The organism is Polymorphospora rubra, from assembly GCF_018324255.1.
Classification (GTDB): domain Bacteria; phylum Actinomycetota; class Actinomycetes; order Mycobacteriales; family Micromonosporaceae; genus Polymorphospora; species Polymorphospora rubra.
The window spans coordinates 1,618,024-1,640,250 of the sequence record NZ_AP023359.1; the positions used below are offsets into that span (position 1 = coordinate 1,618,024).

The following is a 22,227-nucleotide window of genomic DNA, read 5'->3' on the forward strand; positions in this document are numbered from 1 at the left end:
CTGGTCACGGGCGCGGTACAGGCGGGGTGGCTGGATCGCGGTGGTGATCGTCGGCTCCCTGCTCCGTGCCGGCGTACGGGTGCCGGCGGTACGTCGTCGGCCACTGAACCGCTGGTCGGCCGACCGCCGGACAGGCTGCCGGCGTCGCTTCGATCGTCACACGCCGTGGCCTGCTCCGGCCACGGGGACGCCCCGGACATCCGACGGGTGCGGATCTCAGGGTGCGTTCAGGGTCCGATCCTGACGCCGTTCGGGTGCGGCGGGCGAAAGTATTCACGGTATGACCGATGAAGCTGCCGAGTCCCGTAGACCGGCAAAGGCGGAACCCGCCGGCCAGTCGCAGCAGCCGCTGCCCGGCTCGGCGCCTTCCGCCGGCGACGACAGCCCGGCCGCCACCCCACCCGCCGCCTCCCCCGCCGTCGAGCCGGTGGTCGGACCGGCGCCGGCCATGCCTACACCCGCGGCCATGCCGGCACCGCGCCCCATGCCCGCGCCGGCGGCCATGCCGCCGCCTGTGCCGGCGGCCATGCCGCCTGCCGGGCAGGCGTCCGCCGGGCAGGCGCCGGGCACCGCCGGCGGGACCGGCACGACACCGCCCACCCAAACACCACCCGCTGCCGCGCCGCCGCCCGCCGATCCGGCGACCGCCGCCGGACCACCGCCGTCCGGTGGCAGCGTTCCACCCCCCGCCGGCCCACCACCCGGCGGTCCACCACCCGGCGGCACCGGGGGCCCGCCGCCCGGCGGCCCGCCACCCTGGGGGCAGGGGCCTGCGCGCGGCGCCTTCGCCACCCGGTACGGCCTGGTCCGCCCCCGCGACGGCCGCTACCTCGCGGGCGTGTGCGCCGCGATCGGCCGTGCCACGAACACCGACCCGATCCTGTGGCGGGTGCTGCTGGCCGTACTCGGTTTCTTCGGGGGCATCGGCATCCTGGTGTACGTCGCCGCGTGGCTGCTCATCCCGTCCGAGGGTGACACCGCGTCGCCGGTCGAGTCGATGCTCGGCCGCGGGCGGTCGAGCATGTCGCCGGTGACGGTGATCGTGCTCGGCGTCCTCATCGCGGTGATGTTCGGCTTCATCGTGACCGACTCGTTCCGGGCCGTGATGCTCGGCACGGCGATCCTCATCGGGGGTGCGCTGCTGCTCAACCGCAACAGCGCCGGGTCGCCGCCGGACAGCCGGACGGACGGGGCGGTACCGCCGGGTGGGGGCGGCCCGGTGCCGCCGTACGCCGGTCCGGCACCGGTGTTCCCGCCGGGTCCGGTACCGCCCGTGCCGCCCGCCGGCGGGCCGCCGCAGGCCATGTACCCACCGGCGCCCCCCGGCACGCCGGCCGGGCCGCTGCCGCCCAGCCTCACGAAACCGGCGGCCACACCGGCCCCGCCCGACTTCACGAAGCCGCAGACCACGGTCCCGGTGGGGCCGGGCTCCCCCGCCGCGGGCTACCCGCCGCCGTCGCCGTACGTGTCGGAGGTGGCCCCGCCGCAGCCGGGCGGCCCCGACCGCACCGCGCCGACCGCCGTACTGCCGCCGGTGTGGCCCACCGGGCCGGCGGCCCCGGTACCGGCTCCGCCGGCGGGCGGCTACCGGCCACCGTTCGCGCCGCACGGCCCGTACGCGGGGACCGGTCCGTTTCCACCGGTGCCACCGAAACCGGTGAACCTCCCGAAACCACCCAAGCCACCGAAGGAACGGTCACCGCTCGGCGCCGCCACCTTCTCGATGATCTTCGTGGTGCTCGGCCTGCTGGCAATGCTGCACGTGGCAGGCGTGTTCGCACCGAGCCCCTCCGCGTACTTCGCGGCGGTGCTGGCCACCATCGCGCTCGGCCTGCTCGTCGGCGCCTGGCTCGGCCGGGCCCGGTGGCTGATCGCTCTCGGCCTGGTCGCCGCCGCGGCGCTCGGCTTCACCTCGATGGTCGAGTCGTTCAACGACGGCCGTCCGCACGGCGACGTCGTCGTCTGGAGTCCGGCCTCGCACGACGCGTTGGCCACCCGCTACTCGAGCCCCTTCGGGGACTCCACCCTCGACCTGCGGTCGGTGGACTTCAGCGGGCAGAACACCGAGATCACCGTCGACGTCAACATCGGAACGGTCACCGTGCTCGTGCCGCCCCAGGTCGACGTGGTGGCCGTGACCAGCGTCGGCGTCGGCGACGCGCGGGTCTTCGGCCAGCGCTGGAGCGGCATCGACAGCAACAACCGCGAGGTACGCGACCTCGGCGCCGACGGTGCCGGCGGGGGCGACCTGCGGCTGTTCGTGAACATCAACGCCGGCGACGTGGAGGTCCGTCGATGAAAGCGCACCGCACCGATGGGGTGTCCCTGACGTTCGCCCTGATCTTTCTCGGTCTGGCCGGCTGGTGGCTGGTCGCCCAGATCTTCCACCTCGCGCTGCCGACGGTGGGCTGGTTCCTGGCCAGCGGGCTGATCCTGCTCGGCGTCTTCGGCCTGATCGGGGCACTGCGGTCAAGCCGCGCCACGCCGGCCGGGGGCGAGCCCGACCCGGTCGCCCCGACCAGCGGCGGGGCCGTCGATCCGGTCAGCGGCGCGCCGTACGAGCCGGTCACCGCACCACCGGCGGACCCGGAGGACACCCGCCGGCTGTGACGTGATCGCGGCGGCGCCGCCTATGCTGGCCGATGGAGGTACCGCCGCCATCGGCCGGTCCGCGACCCGCTGACCGGACGCGGCACAACTCGTCACGCGGCCCCGTGCGGCACGCGTTCCGATCCTGATCTGCGAGGAGCCCGCCCGACATGACCGAGTCCCCCGCCGTACGCGCGACCGGCCAGCGCGGTCCGGTCCGCGTCGGCGAGCGCGCCGCCCGGACCCTGACGACCGAACTCGCCCGGCACCAGGCGCCGAAGAGTGCCCTGCTGGTCGACGCGTCGCCCGATTCCGCGGTGCTGGCCGCGGCGATCGACGCGCTGCTGCCCGGCGACGCGCTCACCCTGGTGCCCACCGAGGCAGGTCGGGCCGCCGCGTTGCGGGAGCACGTCACGGAGCAGGGCCGGTGGGTCGCCGACCGGGTGAGCGTGGTCGACTCGCTCGCCGAGGCCGACCCGGCCGACGTGGTGATGGTCGCCGAACCCCTCGCCGGCACCGCCGAGGAGACCCGGACCACGCTGGACACGCTGACCAAGCACCTGACCGATGGTGCGGTGCTGGCGGTCGCCGTACCGGCGCTGCCCGGCGCGACGCCCGGCGCGGCCGCCGAACTGGACCGGCAGGGTGCGCTCTTCGGGGTCGGCACCGACCTGGTGCTGCGCAACCAGCCCCCGCTGCGGGTCTACCGCCTCCGGTTCACCGCGGCCGACCCGGCCGCCGCCGACAAGCTGACGCCGGCGTACCGGCCGTCGAGCGTGCCGTTGACCCGGGGCATGCACATCGACTCCAACGGCGTGGCCGCGGCCGGGATCGCGCTGGGCCTGGCGGCCCTGTCGCGGGTGAGCCGGCCGAAGTCGAAGCTGTGGCTGGTGCCGGCGCTGGCCGCCGTACCGGTCGCGGCGTTCTTCCGCGACCCGGAGCGGGACGTGCCCGAGGACGCGTCGGCCGTCGTGGCGGCCAGCGACGGCAAGGTGCTCTCGGTCGAACGGCTGCGCGACGAACGCTTCGGCGATCAGGAGTTCCTTCGGATCGCGGTGTTCCTGTCGGTCCTGGACGTGCACGTCAACCGGGCCCCGGTCGCCGGCAAGGTGGTCGACTACTTCGTCGCCGACGGCGGCTTCGCGGCCGCGATGAAGCCGGACGCCGAGCACAACGTGGCCGCCTACACGGTGCTCGACACCAGCCGGGGCACGGTGGTGGTCGCGCAGCGGACCGGCCTGATCGCCCGCCGGATCGTGCAGCGGGCGCCGGTCGGTTCGCTGCTGGCCCGCGGTGAGCGGTTCGGCCTGATCCGCTTCGGTTCGCGGACCGACGTCTACCTGCCGGCCGAGTCCGCCGAGCCGCTCGTGGCACCCGGCGACCGGGTGCTGGGAGGTTCATCGGTCATCGCCCGCTGGAGCTGACCCGTACGACACACGGCCGCCATCCCCGACGGGGGTGGCGGCCGTTTCGCGCGGTCGTACGTCAGGCGGCGCGGGAGACGCCCTGGTCGGCGCGGCGCTCGCGGAGCCAGAGCAGCGGGCCGCTGATCAGATATCCGGCGACGACGAGCGCGAACGTCAGCCGGGCGTCGACCAGGGCACCGATGATCGGGGCCAGCCAGAGCCACGGCGGAAGCTTGACCAGGCGGGCCAGTTTGGCGTACGGGAAGCTGGACACCATCGCGAACGCCAGGACCGCGACCCCGGCCACCTGCACCCAGCCGGGTACCGGCAGGCCGATCAGCACCGTGACGGCGAGGACGGCGGCGGCCATCGTGGTCGGTACGCCGCAGAAGAAGCGGCCGTCCTTCGGCGAGACGTTGAAGCGGGCCAGCCGGATCGCGGCGCACGCCGCGACCAGCGCGCAGGCCACGGCCGCGGCGGCGGTCGAGACGGTGCCGGCCAGCGACGCGTAGACGACCACGGGCGCGGCCAGCCCGAACGAGCACATGTCGGCGAGCGAGTCCATCTGGGCACCGAACGGGCTGGACACGCCGAAGCGACGGGCCAGCGCACCGTCGAGCCCGTCGAACCCGACGCAGGCGATGAGGCAGAACGCGGCGTTCTGGATCTCGCCCTGCATCGCCAGGAAGATCGCCAGCAGGCCGAGGGTCAGGCTGGTCAGCGTGCAGGCGTTGACCAGGAGGAACTTGACCCGGCGGGCCATGGTCCGCTCGCCCGGCAGCAGCGGGATGGTCATGCCCTGCGCATCGGCGTCGACCGAGGTGGACGGTCCGACGGCGGGGCTGACCGGTACGGCGGCCGCGAGCTCCGCGGCGGCCTGCGGGGTGGGCCCGAGGAGTGTCGAGGCCCCCGCGACGTGGTCGGAGCGGACGACCGCGGTGCGGGCGGAGGAGTCGCCGCGCCGGCCGACCCGGACGAGAAGTGCCTGGCGAGCGATTGTGCCGCCCCGACGCAGACGCCCTGCCCAGCGGCGGCCCGCGGGTCGCGGGCTGTCGGTCGTACGACGACGTCGCCAAGGGGTTCTCGGCACGTATCCCTCCAACACGGGATGGTCGATCCGCCGCCTCGGCGGCCACCCGATTTTGCGGCCTACACCATCGCACAGTGAGCGAAGATTGGCGATAGGTGCCTGCGGATCCTGTTTTGGGTGCACCGTACGGCGTTCAGACGGTCGCGGTCGGAGTTCCGTTCCCGGTCGTGACAGCCGTCGCGCGGGGTCGCCGCCACCGGCCGGTCGGGCCGCCCGGTCAACGCCCGTCCCCACGGATCTTACCGGAAGCCTCCATACCGGTAGCTTCGCGGCCGCTCACGCTCCGTAGCAGGTCAGGGGGCCAGGCGCGGCAACACCGCGGCGGCGACGTCGGTGAGCGGCAGTCCCGCCGCCTCCGCCGACGGGAACCAGGCAGCGTCCGCCGTCGATCCGCCGGCCGCCTCGGTCACGCGGGCCGCGGTGGGCGCGTCGACGACGACCCGGAAGATCGCCCGTACGGCGTGCCAGTCGATCGGATAGCCCTCCGGCCCGAGCGCGGCCGGGTTGCGCCGGTGCGAGACGTCGAGCAACGCGGTGACCCGGCCGACCTGGTCGGCTTCCTCGGCGAGTTCGCGCAGCAGCGCGGCGACGGGTTGCTCGCCGTGGTCGGTGCCGCCGCCGGGCAGGTGCCAGGATCCGGCACCGGGGAAGCCGGGTGCGATCAGCGTCAACAGCACCCGCCCCGCCGGGTCGGTGACCAGCCCGTACGCGGCGAAGCGCTGGCCCCGTGCCGGCCGGTCGCCACCCGCCGGGGTCACCGTCCCGTGCCCGGTTCCGGCGGTCGACGGCACCGTGCGGTCGGCGGGCACCGGCTCGACCGGGCGACCGAACAGTTCGGCGGTGAACGGCATCAGCGGCAGCCCGGCCAGCCGCCCGGGCTCGACCCACTCGACGTGGTCGCTGGTCCCGGCCGTGGCCTCGCGCGGCGTTCCGCCCAGCGGGGTGACGTCGTAGACGATCCGGTCGGTGTGCACGGCGGCGTCCGGACCGGTCTGCACATCGGCGACCACGGCCCGCAGGCCGCCTACCTCGACGGTGAGACCGGTTTCCTCGGCGAACTCGCGAACGACGGCGTCGGCCGGGTGCTCACCGTGCCCGATGCCGCCACCGGGCACCTGCCAGACGCCGGGGCGGTCGGTCGCCGCTGATGCTCTGACCAGCAACAGCCGGCCGTCGGGGGCCCGGCAGACGCCGTACGCCGCGATCCGTCGCCGACGATCCACCCGTACCCCCGTCGCCACTCGTGGCCCTGACGGGTCGATCGTACGGCGCGAACTCAGGCGAGCTGGACGGCCCGCATCGCCTCGGCGGTGACCTCCGTCATCCGGTCGGTGGGCAGTTCGGCGATCTCCTGCGGCCCGAACCAGCGCGCCTCGCAGGTCGAGCCGCCGACGTCGCCGACGGTCGGCGGGGCGGGCGTGTCGACAGCCACCCGGTAGAAGGCCCGCACCCCGTGCCAGTCGATCGGATAGCCCTCGGGGCCGAGCGAGGCCGCGTCGCGGTGGCTCGCCACCCCGAGGAGCTCGACCAGCCGGCCGCGCTGGCCGGTCTCCTCGACCAGTTCCCGGATGAGCGCGGCACCGGGCTGCTCGCCGTAGTCGGTGCCGCCGCCGGGCAGGTGCCAGCAGCCGGCACCGGGATAGCCCTCGGAGACCCGGGTGAGCAACACGTGACCGCCCGGGTCCGTCGCGACGGCGTACGCGGCGAAGCGCTGCGCGCGGTGCAGCCCGTCCGGCCCGGGTACGGCGTAGAAGGACGGGAAGTCGGGCGCCTCGTCGGGGCGCAGGTCGATCGGCTCGGCCGGCAGCCCGAGGGCGGTGGCCGTGAAGGGTCGCAGCGGCATCCCCTTCGCCTCGTCGAGGGTGACCCAGCGGGCCAGGTCGGTGGGCTGGCCGATCCGGTCGTAGAGGTTTCCGCCCCGCACCGAACCCTGGTAGATCAGCCGGTCGGTGTGGATGGTCACGCCGCGGTGCGGCAGCGAGCGCATGTCGGCGAGCACGTCGCGCAGGCCGGTGACGGTGATGGAGAGTCCCGTCTCGGCGGCCGTCTCGCGGACGACCGTGTGGTTGGGGTCCTCACCGTGGTCGACCGCACCGCCGGGCAGCGACCACACACCCGGTGTGCCCGAGCGGGGAGAGGCCCGGACCAGCAACACACGGTCATCGGAATCGGCACAGAGGGCGTATGCCGCGATCCTGCGAAGCGGCTCTAGCGCGGGGGTCACAGCGGTCGATTCTTCCCGAATCATGTGACACGTCTGTGACGCGAGTCAGATTCCTGACAGGCTATCGCCCATCGGGGACAGTCAGGGTAAGGCTCAGGAGAGTCACCGAGGTCGGCGGGGCCGCCGGCGCGGAGTGTGGAGGCATGACACAACCACCTCCCCGACAGCCCACCGCCCACCCGCCCTACAAGCAACTGCGCCGGCCGACCAGCGACCGGATGATCGCCGGGGTGGCCTCCGGCATCGGCCGCTACTTCAACGTCGACCCGACCCTCGTCCGGGTGATCTTCGCCGTGGCCGGCCTCGCGACCGGCGGGCTCCTCCTGCTGACGTACCCGGTCATCTGGTTCCTGATGCCCGAGGAGCCCGCCGGTGCCCCGGCCTGGCCGCACCCGACGGGGCCCGTGGCCGGTACCCCGGCCGCGCCGGGGCCCTACCCGCCCGCCGAGGCCACCCCGCCGAACTGGACGAAGGTGTCCGACCCGCCGCCCGCGGCGTGACCGGTCACTCCCACTCGATGGTGCCCGGCGGCTTGCTCGTCACGTCGAGCACCACCCGGTTGACCTCGGGTACCTCGTTGGTGATGCGGGTGGAGATCCGGGCGACGACGTCGTACGGCAGGCGGGACCAGTCGGCCGTCATCGCGTCCTCGCTGGAGACCGGCCGCAGCACCACGGGGTGGCCGTAGGTACGGCCGTCGCCCTGCACGCCCACGCTGCGTACGTCGGCGAGCAGCACCACCGGGAACTGCCAGACGTCGCGGTCCAGGCCGGCGGCGGAAAGCTCCTCGCGGGCGATCAGGTCGGCGGCGCGCAGCACCTCCAGCCGGTCCCGGGAGACCGCGCCGATGATCCGGATGGCCAGCCCGGGGCCCGGGAACGGGTGCCGCCAGACCATCGCCTCGGGCAGGCCCAACTGCAGGCCGAGCGTGCGTACCTCGTCTTTGAAGAGGGTGCGCAACGGCTCGACCAGCGAGAACTGGAGATCGTCGGGGAGCCCGCCGACGTTGTGGTGCGACTTGATGTTGGCGGTGCCGGTGCCGCCGCCGGACTCGACCACGTCGGGGTAGAGCGTGCCCTGCACCAGGAACTCGACGTCACCGGCGGCGGCGACCTCGCGGGCGGCGGCCTCGAAGACCCGGATGAACTCCCGCCCGATGATCTTGCGCTTGTCCTCCGGGTCGGTGACCCCGTCGAGCGCGCCGAGGAACCGGTCGGCCGCGTCGACGACCTTCAGCTTGATGCCGGTCGCCGCGACGTAGTCCTTCTCCACCTGCTCTGCCTCGCCGGCCCGCAACAGTCCGTGGTCGACGAAGACACAGGTCAGCTGGTCACCGACGGCCTTGTGCACCAGGGCCGCCGCCACCGCGGAGTCGACGCCGCCGGACAGCCCGCAGATGACCTCCTTATCACCGACCTGGGCCCGGATCCGGGCCACCTGGTCGTCGATGATGTTCTCCGGCGTCCAGGTCGGCTCGATGCCTGCCACGTCGTACAGGAAGCGGGTCAGCACCGTCTGCCCGTGCGCGGTGTGCAGGACCTCCGGGTGGAACTGCACGCCGGCCCGACGCCCGGCGACGTCCTCGAACGCCGCCACCGGCGCGCCCGCGGACTCGGCCGTCACGGTGAACCCGGTCGGCGCCTCGGTCACGCAGTCGCCGTGGCTCATCCACACCGGCAACTCGGCGGGCAGCTCGCGCAGCAGCACCCCGGCCTGCGGCCGTACGGTCAGCGGCGTGCCGCCGTACTCGCTGCGGCCGGTGCGGGCGACGGTGCCGCCGAGCACCTGCGCCATCGCCTGGAACCCGTAGCAGATGCCGAACACCGGCACGCCGGTGTCGAACAGGGCGCCGTCGACCTGCGGCGCGCCCGGCGCGTAGACGCTGGACGGGCCGCCGGACAGGATGATCGCGGCGGGATCCTTCGCCAGCATCTCGGCCACCGGCATCGAGTGCGGGACGATCTCCGAATAGACCCGCGCCTCACGGACGCGGCGGGCGATCAACTGGGCGTACTGGGCGCCGAAGTCGACGACGAGGACCGGGCGGGGCGTGCTCATGTGCTCAGAGCCTACCCACCGTCACCGGCGTCGCCGCCACAGGCCACCGGGTCGGTTCCGACCGGCCTGCACCAGCGCCGGTACCGGCCGGGAGCGGGTCGTCTCCGCAGCTCAGCGGCGCCCGGTCAGCGGCGCGCCGCCGCCGGGGCGCCGGCCGGGACCGCCGGGTTGCCGGGCGGCACCGGCGCGATCCGGACGTACGGCGCACCGGGTGCCGGACGAGGATCCGGATCGCCCCGGTTGGGCCAGAACGACAGCGCCCGCTCCGCCTGGGCGGTGATCGTCAGAGCCGGGTTGACGCCGAGATTCGCCGACACCGCCGACCCGTCGACCACGTGCAGCCCCGGGTGGCCGTACACCCGGTGGTAGGGGTCGATCACCCCCTCACCGGCACTGCCGCCGATCACCGCACCGCCGAGAAGGTGCGCCGTCATCGGGATGTCCACCGCCTCGGTGACCGCGCCGCCGGGGATCCCGCCGATCTCCCGCGCCAGCAGCCGGGCCGCGGTGTTGCCGGCCGGGATCCAGGTCGGGCTGGGCGGCCCGTGCCCCGGCCCGGTCGCCAACCGCCGGCCACCGAACCAGGTCCGCCGCTGCCGCGTGGTCAGCGAGTTGTCCGCCGACTGCATCACGAGCGCGATCACCGTACGGCGGGACCAGTCCCGCACCGAGAGCTGCCGCAGCGACGTGAGCGGCTGCCGGGCCAGCGTGCCCAGCCAGCGACGGAACCGCCGGGGCCCGCCGTCGACCAGCGCCGACTGGAGCAGTCCCAGCAGGTTCGACCCGGGCCCGTAGCGGACCGGCTCGACGTGGGTCTGCCGGTCGGGGTGGAAGGAACTGGTGATCGCCACGCCCCGGCTGAAGTCCAACTTCCGGCGCCGCGCCGCCGGCCGGGGCACCGACGCGCCGAGGATCGCCTCGGAGTTGGTCCGGGTCAGCGTGCCCACCCGCGTGGAAAGGCCGGGCAGCGCGCCGCTGTCCCGCATCGTGTGCAGGAGCCGCTGGGTGCCCAGTGCTCCGGCGGCGAAGACGACCTGGTCGGCCTCGACCGTCCGGCGCCGGCCGGGCCAGGGGCCGGTGCGTACGGTCTCCACCAGGTAGCCGCCCGCCGGAGCGGGACGTACGGCGGTGACCGTGGTGCGTGGACGGATCCGGGCCCCGAGTCGTTCGGCCAGCCACAGGTAGTTCTTGACCAGGGTGTTCTTGGCACCGTGGCGGCAGCCGGTCATGCAGGCGCCGCAGTGCAGGCAGCCGGTGCGGTCCGGCCCCACACCCCCGAAGTAGGGATCGGCGCTCACCTCGCCCGGCCGGCCGAGGTGGACCGCGACCGGCGTCGGCCGGTGGGTGTGCCCGACCCCCATCCGGTCCGCGACCGTCCGCATCACCTCGTCGGCGGCCGTCCGCACCGGATACGTCGTCACCCCGAGCATCCGTTTCGCCTGCTCGTAGTGGGGGGCGAGTTCGGCGCGCCAGTCCGCGAGGTGGCACCACTGCGGATCGTCGTAAAACTCGGGCAGCGGCTCGTAGAGCGTGTTGGCGTACACGAGGGACCCGCCGCCGACCCCGGCGCCGGACAGCACCAGCACCCCGCCGCCCCCGCCACGTCGGGCCGGCCGGAGCAGGGTGACCCGCTGGATGCCGTACCAGCCGAGGCGGGGCGCCCAGAGGAACCGGTGGACACGCCACGACGTACGGGGCAGGTCCTGGTCGGCGAACCGGCGGCCGGCCTCCAACACCGCGACCGAGTAGCCCTTCTCCACCAGGCGTAATGCGGCTACGCTGCCGCCAAACCCGGAGCCGATGACGACGACGTCGTACCGCATGCGAGCCATTCTCGCGGCCGGGTAGCTTTCACGCCACGGTTCGGCGCGGGAGGAAATCGATGACTGGACAGGGCAGGCGCCGGCGCCTCCTCGTATGGTGCGTGGCGGTCGCCGCCGTCGCCGGACTGCTCGGTGGCGCCGTGGTCGTCGTCGACCGGTACCTGGAGCGGCGCTATCCGATCTCGACCGCCGACCTGTTCGGGCCGTCCGGCACGGCGAGCGCGTCAGGCGGCGGCACCCCGACCGCCAGCCCCACCCCGCGCCCCGGCGCCGACATCACCGGTCCGCTCGACATCCTGCTGGTCGGCATCGACACCCGGGAGAGCGTGCCGGACTGGCAGCCCAACGCCGACGCGATCATGATCCTGCGGATGGACGCCGACCTGACCGGCGGCCAACTGGTCGCCCTCCCCCGCGACCTGCTCGTCGACATCCCCGCCTTCCCGGCCACCAACTACCGGGGCGGCCAGAGCAAGCTCAACGCCGCGATGGCGTACGGCAGCCGGCAGCGCGACGGCGGCGAGCCGGACATCGCCCGGGGCTTCGAACTCCTGGCCCGTACGGTCGGCGACTACACCGGGATCGACGAGTTCGACGCCGGCGCGGTGCTGAACTTCCGGGGCTTCCGCGAACTCGTTGACGCGGTCGGCGGCGTCGACCTGCGCGTCGACCACCGGGTCGCGTCGGCCCACATGCGTCCCGACGGCACCCACCGACCCGCCGCGGCGGGCGGCGGCTACACCGGCCCGCAGATGGTCTACGAGCCGGGGGTACGACGGTTCAACGGCTGGCAGGCCCTCGACTACGCCCGCCAGCGGTACGACCTGCCGAACGGCGCGTACGACCGGCAGCGCCACCACCAGCAGTTGATCAAGGCTCTGCTGCGCGAGGTGCTGTCCCAGCGGTTGGCGACCGATCCGCTGGCCGTCGACCGGGTGCTGACCGCGCTCGGCGACGCGCTGGTCTTCGACGGCCGGGGGCAGCGGCCCGTCGACTTCGCCTTCGCCCTGAGCAACCTGCGGCCGGATCAACTGACCCTCGTCGCGCTGCCCGGCTCGGCGGTCGGCCAGGGCGCCGGCTACCGCGGCGAGGAACTCGGCCAGCTCGGCCGGCGGTACCTCGCCGAGCTACGGGCCGGCCGGGGTGCACAGTTCCTGGCCGAGAACCCGTCGCTGGTGATCGAGAGCTGACCGACCGGGTCCGGCCGCGGACCCGGGCCCAGCCGGGCGGTGGCTCACGGACCCGGCCCGGCCGGGTGGTGGCTCACGGAACCGGCGGCGCGGTGGTGCCGTAGAGCCAGTCGTCGAAGAACGGGCGCAGCGACTTGCCGGTGACCCGCTCGGCGACGGCGACGAACTCGGCGGTGGTGGCGTTGCCGTCCCGCTTCTCGGCCGTCCAGGTCTTCAACAGCCGGAAGAACGCGTCGTCGCCGACCGTACGGCGGAGCGCGTGCACGGTCAGCGCGCCCCGTTTGTAGACCGCCCGGCTGAAGATCCCGGACCGGCCGGGGTCACCGGTCGGCTGGCTCCAGTCGGTCTGGGCGTACTCGTCGGCGAAGTTGGCCTGCGCGGTACGGCCGCCGTCGTGCTCCTCCCACAGCCACTCGGCGTAGCTGGCGAAGCCCTCGTTGAGCCAGATGTCCCGCCAGTGGTGGATCGAGACGCTGTCGCCGAACCACTGGTGGGCCAGTTCGTGCGCGACCACCCACTCACCGGTGTCCCGGCGGAAGAACGACGGGCCGTAGACCGGACGGGACTGCGTCTCCAGGGCGTAGCCGATCCGGCTGTCGGCGACGACGATCCCGCCGTACGAGTCGAACGGGTACGGGCCGAACAGGGTGGCGAGATAGTCGGCGATCTCACCGGTACGCGCCATCGCCGGGTCGGCGTACGTCGTCGGCAGCTCGGCGGCGACCGCGGTGACGATCGGCTTGCCGGCGTGGGTGCCGCTGCTGACCCGGTAGTCGCCGATGACCAGGGTGGTCAGGTAGCTCGCCATCGGCGCGCGCTCCGACCACTTCCAGGTGGTCCAGCCGTCGGCGGTCGAGGTGCCGCCCGGCACCCCGTTGCTGAGCGCGCTCAGCCCCTCCGGCACGGTGATCTCGATGTCGTACGTCGCCTTGTCGAGGGGGTGGTCGTTGACCGGGAACCAGGTGCTGGCCGACTCGGGCTGGCCGAGCGCGATCGCCCCGTCGTCGGTGTTGATGAAACCGCCCTCGCCGAGGTCGGGGCTGCGCACCGTACCGGGGGTGCCGGCGTAGTCGACCTCGACCACGAACCGGGAGTCCCGGCGCAGGCCGGACTCCGGCGTGATCACCAGTTCGTCGCCCTCGCGGGCATGGCCGGCCACGGTCCCGTCGACGGTGACCTCGGAGACGGTGAGCCCGACGAGGTCGAGGTTGAACCGGGACAGGTTGGCGGTCGCGGTGGCGGTGATGGTGGCGGTGCCGCCGAGCTGGTCGCCGGCCGGGTCGTAGCGCAGCTTCAGGCCGTAGCTGACGACGTCGTACCCGCCGTTGCCGTATGTCGGGAAGTAGGGGTCGCCGATGCCGTCGGCCCCGGCCTCGAAGGTGACCGGTGTCCCACCGGCACCGGGCAGCCCCGTGCACCCGCTGGTGGCGAGCACCACCACCAGCGCGGCGGCGCCCGCCGCCCGGGCGGTTCTGGTCGTCATCACTTGTCGATGACCAGGCCGACCTTCTGGAACTCCTTCAGGTCGCGGTAGCCGCACTTGGCCATTGCCCGGCGCAGGCCGCCGAAGAGGTTGAGCTGGCCGTCCGGGTCGTCGGACGGGCCGTACAGCAGCTTCTCCATCGAGCCGAGCGACTGACCGGCAACCCCGAACGCGCCACGCGGCAGCTGCGGGTGGCTCGCCGCCGAGTGCCACCAGGCGCCGGAAGCGGGTGCCTCGTCGCACATCGCGAGCGGCTCGCCGATCATGACGGCGTCGGCGCCGCAGCCGAGCGCCTTCGCGATGTCGCCGGAGGTCTGCAGGTCACCGTCAGCGATGAGGTGGACGTAGCGCCCGCCGGTCTCGTCGAGGTAGTCACGGCGGGCCGCGGCCGCGTCGGCGATCGCGGTCGCCATCGGCACCCGGATGCCGAGCACGGTGTCGGTCGTCGACCACTCGTCGGCGCCGACGCCGACGATCACGCCGGCCGCGCCGGTCCGCATCAGGTGCAGCGCCGTCTTGTAGTCGGTGCAGCCGCCCACCACGACCGGCAGGTCGAGGTCGGCGATGAACTCCTTGAGGTTGAGCGGCTCGTCGGTGGTCGAGACGTGCTCGGCGGAGACGATGGTGCCCTGGATGACCAGGATGTCGACGCCGGCGTCGAGGATGACCGGGGCGAGGGCGAGGGTGTGCTGGGGCGACACCCGTACGGCGACGGTGCTCCCGCCCTCGCGCATCTGCCGGACCCGCTCGGCGATGAGGTCCGGCCGGATCGGTTCGGCGTACGCCTCCTGGAGCCGCTTCGTGGCCGGCGCGTCCTCGTCGAGCGTCGACAGCTCCTCGAGCACCTTGTCCGGGTTCTCGTAGCGGGTCCACAGCCCTTCGACGTTGAGCACGCCGAGGCCGCCGAGCTGACCGAGCGCGACCGCCGAGGCCGGGCTCATGGTCGCGTCGGACGGGTGCGCCACGCACGGGATCCGGAATGGGTAGGCGTCGAGCTGCCAGGCGGTCGAGACGTCGTCGACGTCGCGGGTACGTCGGCTCGGCACGATCGCGATGTCGTCGAGGTGGTAGCCGCGCTGCGCGGTCTTACCCGACCCGATCTCGACCACGTCACGCACAGCAGGCTCCTATCGGGTGTGGTAATTGAGGGCTTCGACGGTCATCTGGATGTCGTGCGGGTGGCTCTCCTTGAGCCCGGCCGCGGTGATCCGGACGAGCTGGCCCCGCTCGTGCAGGTCACGGATACCTTCGGCGCCGACGTAGCCCATGGCCGCGCGCAGGCCGCCGACGAGCTGGTGGGCGACCGCGGCCAGCGGGCCACGGTAGGGCACCTGGCCCTCGACGCCCTCGGGGACCAGCTTGTCCTCGTTGAGCACGTCCTGCTGGAAGTAGCGGTCCTTGGAGTACGACCGGGCCTGGCCGCGCGACTGCATCGCGCCGAGCGAACCCATGCCGCGGTAGGACTTGAACTGCTTGCCGTTGATGAACAACAGTTCCCCGGGGCTCTCCTCGCAGCCGGCGAGCAGGCTGCCGAGCATGACCGAGTCGGCGCCGGCGACCAGCGCCTTGGCGATGTCTCCGGAGTACTGGATGCCGCCGTCGCCGATCACCGGTACGCCGGCCGGCCGGCAGGCGCGGGCCGCCTCCATGATCGCGGTGATCTGGGGTACGCCGACCCCGGCCACGATCCGGGTGGTGCAGATGGCGCCGGGGCCGACCCCGACCTTGACCCCGTCGGCACCGGCGTCGACCAGCGCCTTGGCGCCGGCGTACGTCGCCACGTTGCCGCCGACCACGTCGACCGTGGTCTCCTTCTTCAGCAGCCGCACCATGTCGAGCACGGCACGCTGGTGGCCGTGCGCCGTGTCGACGATCACCACGTCGACGGCGGCGTCGATCAGGGCCCGGGCCCGCTTGTACGCGTCGTCGCCCACCCCGACGGCGGCGGCGACCCGCAGCCGGCCGGAGCTGTCCTTGGTCGCGTTGGGGAACTGCTCGCTCTTGGTGAAGTCCTTGACGGTGATCAACCCGCGCAGCCGCCCGGTCCGGTCGACCAGCGGGAGCTTCTCCACCTTGTGCTGACGCAGCAGGGCCAGGGCCTGTTCCTTGGAGACCCCGACCTCGGCGGTGACCAGTGGCATCGGCGTCATGATCTGGCGGACCGGGATGTTGGTGTCGGTCTCGAACCGCATGTCGCGGTTGGTGACGATGCCGACCAGGATGCCCTCGGCGTCGACGACCGGCACGCCGGAGATCCGGTAGCGCCCGCAGAGGGCGTCGACGTCGCGCAGGGTGTCGTCGGGGCTGGCGGTCACCGGATTGGTGATCATGCCGGCCTCGGACCGCTTGACGAGGTCGACCTGAAGTGCCTGGTCTTCCAGCGAGAGGTTGCGGTGCAGCACACCGATGCCGCCCTGGCGGGCCATGGCGATCGCCATCCGGGCCTCGGTCACGGTGTCCATCGCACTGGACGCGAGCGGAATGGCGATCTCGACGTTGCGGGTCAGCCGGGTGATCGTGTTGACCCGGCTCGGCACGACGTCGGACTCGCCGGGCTGCAGGAGCACGTCGTCGAAGGTCAGGCCGAGCGGCACGATCCGCTCGGGTGCCGGACCCGTCGAGCTGGCGTCGACCCGGTCCGACGCATGACCGTTCACGGGCGAAATTTCCACGATTTGTCCCCTCAGCGGCGCGTCGCTTCATCGTACCCATCCGCCCGTGACGGCTCCGCGCCCGTCGACCTGGGCCGGTCGGCCGCGTCGTCGGTACGGCGGGGCGGGCGCACCGGGCGCGCCTACCACTACGGTGGAGGGGTGCACGACGAGCCGATCGACCCGTTCAACGGCGACCCCGCCGATCCGGCAGCGGGGCTCGACGATCCCGAGCAGGACAATCCGCATGACCCGCTGACCGAGGTCGAGCGGCAGGACGTGCTGGAGGACATCGCCGACCTGGAGATCTACCAGGCGCTGTTGAGCCCGATCGGGGTACGCGGGCTGGTCATCGAGTGCGAGGACTGCCGGGAGCCGCACTATTTCGACTGGGACCTGTTGCGGGGCAACCTGCGACACCTGCTCGACTCCGGCCGTACGCGGGTGCACGAGCCGGCCTTCGACCCGGACCCGGACCACTACGTGACCTGGGACTACGCCCGCGGTTACGCCGACGGGGTGCACGACACCCTGACCGAGGGCACCGACGAGGTCGAAGACGACGACGGGCCGGACGCCTGACGGCACCGGCCCCGGTCGTCGGGCGGCCCGGGTCAGGCCACCAGCCCAGCGCGGAATCCGGCCGCGACCGCGTGCGCGCGGTCCCGGGCGCCGAGTTTGCGGAAGAGCCGGCGGGCGTGTGTCTTGACGGTGTCCTCCGAGACGAAGAGGTCCCGCCCGATCTCGGCGTTGCTCTTGCCGTCTGACATACCCCGCAACACCTGGAGTTCGCGTTCGGTCAGCGTGATCCGCCGTCCGGGCGGACCGGCCGTGGTTGGCGGCGGGCCGGCGTCGCGGCGGCCCGACGGGCCGGCATAGCGCCCCTCCGGGCTGTTCGCGGCCCGTGGATCGACCGGCGGGTAGAAACCGTCGTATCCCTCGTCACCGCGCTGGGCGGGCACCATCGAGGGCTGGCCGGGCGGCGGCACCCGGTCGGCCAACCTCGCCGGCCCCCGGTCGCGGCGAGCCCGCGCCCGGCCGCACCGCGCCCGGTGCCCAGCCCTACCCCGGCCCGGCCGGGTACGCAGAGCAGCAGCAACGCCTTGGCGACCACGCTGACCAGATCGTGGTCGCCGCCCTGGATGAGTCCGCGGGCACCGGCGGCGACGGCGGCGGCGGCGACCCGTGGGTCCTCCGGCCCGAAGAGCACCAGCACGGCTCCCGGCGCGCGGGCCAGCACCCGGCGGGTGAACCCGGCACTGTCCGGGCGGGTCAACGCGGTGTCGGCGAGCACCACCTCCGCCGGGCCCTCGGCGAGCCGGAGCAGCACCTCGGGCTCGGAAACCGCGGTACGGACGGCGGCGGCCATCCCGAGCCGGGCGGCGGCGGACGCGACGTTGCGGGCGGCGATCGGCGTCCGGACGCACACGAGGACGGTACGCACAGTGATCCCCCTTTCCTCAAGGAGAAGACCACGGAAGCATGTGATCATTACGTGCTTTAACGGGTTAGGAAAGGGAAAGTTCCGGACACTTCACCAACCCATGTGCATCCGTCTCCGCAACGAATCGATCAGGGACGTGTGAGGCTCGCGCAAGCGGGGTATCGCCATCGACAGGTCGGGATTCCGGTGCGCCTGCGCGGCCCGTCGCCCGGGACCGACCGCCCGGATCGTGCTGATGTGTTGACCGCGGGGCCGCGCGGGAGGAGGGGTGCTGATGTCGAACGTGAACAGACTGCCCGGACCCATCGTCGACCTGTGGGAGTGGCAGCGACTCGGTGCCTGCCGCGGGCGGGACAGCGCCCAGTTCTTCCACCCCGACGGTGAACGGGGATCGTCACGCAACCGGCGCGAGGCCAAGGCCAAGTCGGTCTGCGGTAGCTGCCCGGTGCGGGCCGAGTGCGCCGCGCACGCACTGGCCGTACGCGAGCCGTACGGCGTGTGGGGTGGGTTCAGCGAGGCCGAGCGGCTGCGGCTGCTCGCCGTCGGCTGGGAGGACGCCGCGGACCGCCGGCTGGCCCGGGTCGACGTCGGCCGGCTGGAGGCCCGCCTGGGTCGCCCGCACCGGTCGACGGTGCCGGTTCAGCGGCCGGCCGCCGTACCCGCCGCGCAACACTGACGTCTGCCGGGATCGGGGCGCCCACCGTACGGTGGGCGCCCCGATCTTCGTGCGTTGACGCGGCGAGGCTCAGAAGCCCGGGCCGTGCTGGTGGCCGTGTCCGTGGCCGTGCGAGTGGCCGTGGCCACCGCCGGCCGGCTCCGGCTCGGCCGGCTTCTCCACGACCAGGCTCTCCGTGGTGAGCAGCAGCGCGGCGATCGACGCGGCGTTGGCGACCGCGTTGCGGGTCACCTTCACCGGGTCGATGATGCCGGCCTTGGCCAGGTCGAGGTATTCGCCGGTGGCGGCGTTGAGGCCGGAGCCCCAGGCGCTCTCGGCGACCTTCTGCACGACGACGTAGCCGTCGAAGCCGGCGTTCTGGGCGATCCAGCGCAGCGGCTCGACCAGCGCCTTGCGGACGATGGTGACGCCGACCTTCTCGTCGCCGGTGAGGCCGAGGTCACCGTCGAGCACCGAGGCGACCTGCGCCAGCGCGGCGCCACCACCGGGAACGGTGCCCTCCTCGACCGCGGCCCGGGTGGCGGCGATCGCGTCTTCGATGCGGTGCTTGCGCTCCTTCATCTCGACCTCGGTGGCCGCGCCGGCCTTGATGACCGCGATGCCGCCGGACAGCTTCGCCAGCCGCTCGGACAGCTTCTCCTTGTCCCAGTCGGAGTCGGAGGCCTCGATCTCCTTGCGGATCTGGGCGACCCGGTCGGCGACCTCGTTGGCCCGCCCCCCGCCGTCGACGACGGTGGTGTTGTCCTTGTCGACCACGACCCGCCGGGCGGTGCCCAGCGACTCCAGGCCGACCGCGTCGAGCTTGTAGCCGAGCTCGGGCGCGACCAGTTCGGCACCGGTGAGGATCGCCATGTCCTGGAGCATCGCCTTGCGGCGGTCGCCGAACCCGGGTGCCTTCACCGCGGTGACCTTGACGGTCTTGCGGATCGAGTTGACCACCAGGGTCGACAGCGCCTGGCCGTCGACGTCCTCGGCGATGATCAGCAGCGGCTTGCTGGTCTGGAGGACCTTCTCCAGCAGCGGCAGCAGCTCCTCGATCGCGGAAATCTTCTGCGTGGTGATCAGGATGTACGGATCGTCGAGCACCGCCTCCTGCGCCTCGGAGTCGGTGACGAAGTGCGGCGAGATGAAGCCCTTGTCGAACTGCAGGCCCTCGGTGACCTCCAGTTCGGTGGCCAGCGTGGAGCCTTCCTCGACGGTGATGACGCCGTCGCGACCGACCCGCTCCATCGCCTCGGCGATCAGGTCACCGATGGTGGCGTCCTGCGCGGAGATGGTCGCCACGTGGGCGATCGCGGCCCGGCTGTCGACCTCGACCGCCTTCTCGAGCAGCGCCGCGGAGATCTTCTCGACCGCGACCTCGATGCCCCGCTTGAGGCCGGCCGGGTTGGCGCCGGCCGTCACGTTGCGCAGACCCTCGCGCACCATCGCCTGGGCGAGCACGGTCGCGGTGGTGGTCCCGTCGCCGGCGACGTCGTTGGTCTTCGTCGCCACCTCCTTGACCAGCTGCGCGCCGAGGTTCTCGTACGGGTTGGTGAGGTCGATCTCCTTGGCGATGGTGACACCGTCGTTGGTGATCGTGGGAGCGCCGAATTTCTTGTCCAGGACGACGTTGCGCCCGCGCGGACCGAGGGTGACCCGGACCGTGTCCGCGAGGGTGTTGACACCGTGTTCGAGCAGGTGTCGGGCGTCGTCCGAGAAGCTCAGGATCTTCGCCATCTATGTTCCTCTCGAAGCGACGCAGCCCCGGCCCGGCGAGCCGGTCCGGGGCTGCGTCACGGATCAGTTGGTTACTTCTCGATGACCGCGAGGACGTCGCGGGCGGAGAGCACCAGGTACTCCTCGCCGGCGTACTTGATCTCGGTGCCGCCGTACTTCGAGTAGACGACGGTGTCACCGACCTGAACGTCAACCGGGATCCGGTTGCCCTTCTCGTCGATGCGGCCGGGGCCGACGGCGAGGACGGTGCCCTCCTGCGGCTTCTCCTTGGCGGTGTCGGGGATCACGAGGCCGGAAGCGGTGGTGGTCTCAGCCTCGTTCGCCTGGACCAGGATCCGGTCCTCGAGCGGCTTGATCGCAACCTTGGTCGCGGTAGTCACGGGCATACCCTCCTGGGGTATCTGGTTTCGTAACCGGTCGATCGCCCAACCGGCGTCAATCTGCCTCATGCCACCGGGCGGTCCGTCGTCGCGGGTGCCGGTCCGCCTGGCGTTGTCCAGCCATCGGCCGCAGCCGGATCGCTGGCACACTCCTGTCGAGAGTGCTAATCGCAGATTAGGCCGCCGCTAGCACTCCGTCAAGGAGAGTGCCAACCCGACCCACCGGATGACGTAGCCGGGCACCGGTGTCGGGCCGGCCCGACACACAATGGGCCGGTGGAACTCGCCGTACTCGACGCCCTGCGTACGCCCGCCGGGGAGACCGCGCTCGCCGCGGCCGCCGGGCAGGCCGGGGGCGATCCGCTGGCCGCGGCCGCCGCGCTGCGGGCCCGTGGCCTACCCGCCGACCTCGCCGCCGCCGCGCTGACCCAGACCGAACTGCGCCGGCGGGCCGCCGGCAAGTTCGGCCCGGCCGCCGCCGGGATGTTCTTCACCCGGGCCGGCCTGGAGCAGGCCACCCGCGGCGTGGTCGCCCACCGGCGGGCCGGTCGGCTGGCCGCCGCCGGCGTACGGACCCTGGCCGATCTCGGCTGCGGCCTCGGCGCGGACGCGATCGCCGCCGCCCGCGCCGGAATCCGGGTGTACGGCGTGGAGGCCGACCCGCTCACCGCGGCGATGGCCGCCGCGAACGCGGCGGCCGCCGGCGTGGCCGACCGGTTCACCGTCGCGTGCGGCGACGCCACCCGGTTCGACGTGTCGACGGTCGACGCGGTGTTCTGCGACCCGGCCCGCCGCTCCGGCACCGGCCGGCGGGTCTTCGACCCGGCCGCCTACTCCCCGCCGTGGGACTTCGTCGTCGAACTGACCCGCCGCGTCCCGGCCACGGTGGTCAAGGTGGCCCCCGGGATCGACCACGCGCTCGTCCCGGCCGGTGCCGAGGCCGAGTGGGTCAGCGTCGACCGTGAGGTCGTGGAGGCGGCGTTCTGGTGCGGGCCGCTCGCGGCGGCGCCGCGCCGGGCCACCCTGCTGCGCACCGCGCCGGCGGACGCCGTCCACCCTTCCACCGCGACCGAGCTGACCGGGCCGGGCGACACCGCCGCCCCGGTCGGCACCCCCGGCCGGTTCCTCCACGACCCCGACGGTGCGGTCGTACGCGCCCATCTGGTGGCCGAGTTCGCGGCCACGGTGGACGGCGTGCTCGCCGACCCGTCGATCGCGTACGTCTACGGCGACCACGGCCGGACCACCCCGTACGGCCGTTGCTTCGAGGTCACCGACGTGCTGCCGTTCTCGCTGAAGAGGCTGCGCGCCCTGCTCCGGGAGCGGGGCGTCGGGCGGGTCGAGATCCTCAAGCGCGGCTCGGCTCTCGACCCGGACCGGCTGCGCCGCGACCTGCGTCTGGCCGGACCGGAATCGACCTCGCTCGTGCTGACCCGGGTCGCCGGCGCCCCCACCGTCATCCTGTGCCGACCCGTCGGGTGAGCCCGTCCGTCC

18 protein-coding genes and 1 pseudogene are annotated in these 22,227 nt (G+C 73.1%); 8 read left to right on the top strand and 11 right to left on the bottom strand.

Going from position 1 to position 22,227, the window contains the following annotated elements; translation table 11 throughout:
• Nucleotides 1-448 precede the first annotated feature (448 nt).
• The 3 genes from Prubr_RS07335 to Prubr_RS07345 all read left to right on the top strand — a co-directional run bounded on the left by Prubr_RS07335 (nt 449) and on the right by Prubr_RS07345 (nt 4,013).
• Nucleotides 449-2,299: a PspC domain-containing protein gene (locus Prubr_RS07335; protein ID WP_425518037.1), complete on the top strand. Its 1,851-nt coding sequence runs from the start codon at nt 449-451 to the stop codon at nt 2,297-2,299.
• Nucleotides 2,296-2,610, top strand: a complete 315-nt coding sequence (locus Prubr_RS07340; RefSeq protein ID WP_212822831.1) for a hypothetical protein — start codon at nt 2,296-2,298, stop codon at nt 2,608-2,610. The genes Prubr_RS07335 and Prubr_RS07340 overlap by 4 nt, the downstream gene beginning before the upstream one ends.
• Nucleotides 2,611-2,759: 149 nt before the next feature.
• A complete protein-coding gene (locus tag Prubr_RS07345) occupies nt 2,760-4,013 on the top strand; it encodes a phosphatidylserine decarboxylase (protein WP_212822833.1) in 1,254 nt (417 codons plus the stop codon).
• A 61-nt stretch (nt 4,014-4,074) separates the two neighbouring features.
• On the opposite strand, the gene Prubr_RS07350 is transcribed toward Prubr_RS07345, so the two are convergent.
• The 3 genes from Prubr_RS07350 to Prubr_RS07360 form a co-directional block, all read right to left on the bottom strand.
• Nucleotides 4,075-5,085 (bottom strand): CDP-alcohol phosphatidyltransferase family protein, encoded by a 1,011-nt coding sequence (locus Prubr_RS07350; protein WP_425517989.1) that lies wholly within the window; start codon nt 5,083-5,085, stop codon nt 4,075-4,077.
• A 293-nt stretch (nt 5,086-5,378) separates the two neighbouring features.
• The gene (locus Prubr_RS07355) at nt 5,379-6,308 is read right to left on the bottom strand and encodes an NUDIX hydrolase (RefSeq protein WP_212822835.1); all 930 of its coding nucleotides are present in this window, start codon (nt 6,306-6,308) and stop codon (nt 5,379-5,381) included.
• A 53-nt stretch (nt 6,309-6,361) separates the two neighbouring features.
• Entirely contained in the window at nt 6,362-7,309 is a 948-nt protein-coding gene (locus Prubr_RS07360; RefSeq protein WP_212822837.1) for an NUDIX domain-containing protein, read from the bottom strand.
• A 143-nt stretch (nt 7,310-7,452) separates the two neighbouring features.
• On the opposite strand from Prubr_RS07360, the gene Prubr_RS07365 reads away from it, so the two are divergent.
• Entirely contained in the window at nt 7,453-7,809 is a 357-nt protein-coding gene (locus Prubr_RS07365; RefSeq protein WP_212822839.1) for a PspC domain-containing protein, read from the top strand.
• Between the two features lie 4 nt (nt 7,810-7,813).
• Here the strand turns inward: Prubr_RS07365 and guaA are convergent, their stop codons facing one another.
• A complete protein-coding gene (guaA, locus tag Prubr_RS07370; protein ID WP_212822841.1) occupies nt 7,814-9,367 on the bottom strand; it encodes a glutamine-hydrolyzing GMP synthase in 1,554 nt (517 codons plus the stop codon).
• Nucleotides 9,368-9,492: 125 nt separating this feature from the next.
• A complete protein-coding gene (locus Prubr_RS07375) occupies nt 9,493-11,190 on the bottom strand; it encodes an FAD-dependent oxidoreductase (protein WP_212822843.1) in 1,698 nt (565 codons plus the stop codon).
• 101 nt (nt 11,191-11,291) lie between these two features.
• Between Prubr_RS07375 and Prubr_RS07380 the strand changes: the two genes are divergently transcribed.
• Nucleotides 11,292-12,380, top strand: a complete 1,089-nt coding sequence (locus Prubr_RS07380; RefSeq protein WP_246568424.1) for an LCP family protein — start codon at nt 11,292-11,294, stop codon at nt 12,378-12,380.
• Nucleotides 12,381-12,453: 73 nt separating this feature from the next.
• Here Prubr_RS07380 and Prubr_RS07385 read toward each other — a convergent pair whose 3' ends face one another.
• The 3 genes from Prubr_RS07385 to guaB are packed head-to-tail and all read right to left on the bottom strand — an operon-like array spanning nt 12,454 to nt 16,520.
• Entirely contained in the window at nt 12,454-13,863 is a 1,410-nt protein-coding gene (locus Prubr_RS07385; protein ID WP_212822847.1) for a M1 family metallopeptidase, read from the bottom strand.
• Nucleotides 13,863-14,981, bottom strand: coding sequence for a GuaB3 family IMP dehydrogenase-related protein (locus tag Prubr_RS07390; protein WP_212822854.1), 1,119 nt, complete (start codon nt 14,979-14,981; stop codon nt 13,863-13,865). The genes Prubr_RS07385 and Prubr_RS07390 overlap by 1 nt, the downstream gene beginning before the upstream one ends.
• A gap of 9 nt (nt 14,982-14,990) precedes the next feature.
• On the bottom strand, nt 14,991-16,520 hold the full coding sequence (gene guaB, locus Prubr_RS07395) for an IMP dehydrogenase (RefSeq protein ID WP_281425942.1): 1,530 nt from the start codon (nt 16,518-16,520) through the stop codon (nt 14,991-14,993).
• 156 nt (nt 16,521-16,676) lie between these two features.
• On the opposite strand from guaB, the gene Prubr_RS07400 reads away from it, so the two are divergent.
• A complete protein-coding gene (locus tag Prubr_RS07400; protein ID WP_212822857.1) occupies nt 16,677-17,096 on the top strand; it encodes a DUF5319 domain-containing protein in 420 nt (139 codons plus the stop codon).
• A 32-nt stretch (nt 17,097-17,128) separates the two neighbouring features.
• On the opposite strand, the pseudogene Prubr_RS07405 reads toward Prubr_RS07400, so the two are convergent.
• A pseudogene (locus Prubr_RS07405) lies at nt 17,129-17,958 on the bottom strand (response regulator transcription factor).
• A gap of 274 nt (nt 17,959-18,232) precedes the next feature.
• Here Prubr_RS07405 and Prubr_RS07410 point away from each other — a divergent pair.
• Nucleotides 18,233-18,634, top strand: coding sequence for a WhiB family transcriptional regulator (locus Prubr_RS07410; protein WP_212822859.1), 402 nt, complete (start codon nt 18,233-18,235; stop codon nt 18,632-18,634).
• Between the two features lie 69 nt (nt 18,635-18,703).
• Here the strand turns inward: Prubr_RS07410 and groL are convergent, their stop codons facing one another.
• Both groL and groES read right to left on the bottom strand, forming a co-directional pair.
• Complete coding sequence (gene groL, locus Prubr_RS07415; RefSeq protein ID WP_212822861.1) at nt 18,704-20,353, bottom strand: chaperonin GroEL; 1,650 nt, start codon at nt 20,351-20,353, stop codon at nt 18,704-18,706.
• A 71-nt stretch (nt 20,354-20,424) separates the two neighbouring features.
• Nucleotides 20,425-20,739, bottom strand: coding sequence for a co-chaperone GroES (groES, locus tag Prubr_RS07420; protein WP_212822863.1), 315 nt, complete (start codon nt 20,737-20,739; stop codon nt 20,425-20,427).
• 270 nt (nt 20,740-21,009) lie between these two features.
• Here groES and Prubr_RS07425 point away from each other — a divergent pair, with 270 nt between their 5' ends.
• Entirely contained in the window at nt 21,010-22,215 is a 1,206-nt protein-coding gene (locus tag Prubr_RS07425; protein ID WP_212822865.1) for a THUMP-like domain-containing protein, read from the top strand.
• Nucleotides 22,216-22,227: the final 12 nt, after the last annotated feature.

Bases quoted from the DNA above. Each gene is read 5' to 3' on its own strand.
- Prubr_RS07335 (WP_425518037.1), top strand. From the start codon at position 449: ATGCCTACACCCGCGGCCATGCCGGCACCGCGCCCCATGCCCGCGCCG.
- Prubr_RS07340 (WP_212822831.1), top strand. From the start codon at position 2,296: ATGAAAGCGCACCGCACCGATGGGGTGTCCCTGACGTTCGCCCTGATC.
- Prubr_RS07345 (WP_212822833.1), top strand. From the start codon at position 2,760: ATGACCGAGTCCCCCGCCGTACGCGCGACCGGCCAGCGCGGTCCGGTC.
- Prubr_RS07365 (WP_212822839.1), top strand. From the start codon at position 7,453: ATGACACAACCACCTCCCCGACAGCCCACCGCCCACCCGCCCTACAAG.
- guaA (WP_212822841.1), bottom strand. From the start codon at position 9,367: ATGAGCACGCCCCGCCCGGTCCTCGTCGTCGACTTCGGCGCCCAGTAC.
- Prubr_RS07375 (WP_212822843.1), bottom strand. From the start codon at position 11,190: ATGCGGTACGACGTCGTCGTCATCGGCTCCGGGTTTGGCGGCAGCGTA.
- Prubr_RS07385 (WP_212822847.1), bottom strand. From the start codon at position 13,863: ATGACGACCAGAACCGCCCGGGCGGCGGGCGCCGCCGCGCTGGTGGTG.
- Prubr_RS07410 (WP_212822859.1), top strand. From the start codon at position 18,233: ATGTCGAACGTGAACAGACTGCCCGGACCCATCGTCGACCTGTGGGAG.
- groL (WP_212822861.1), bottom strand. From the start codon at position 20,353: ATGGCGAAGATCCTGAGCTTCTCGGACGACGCCCGACACCTGCTCGAA.
- groES (WP_212822863.1), bottom strand. From the start codon at position 20,739: ATGCCCGTGACTACCGCGACCAAGGTTGCGATCAAGCCGCTCGAGGAC.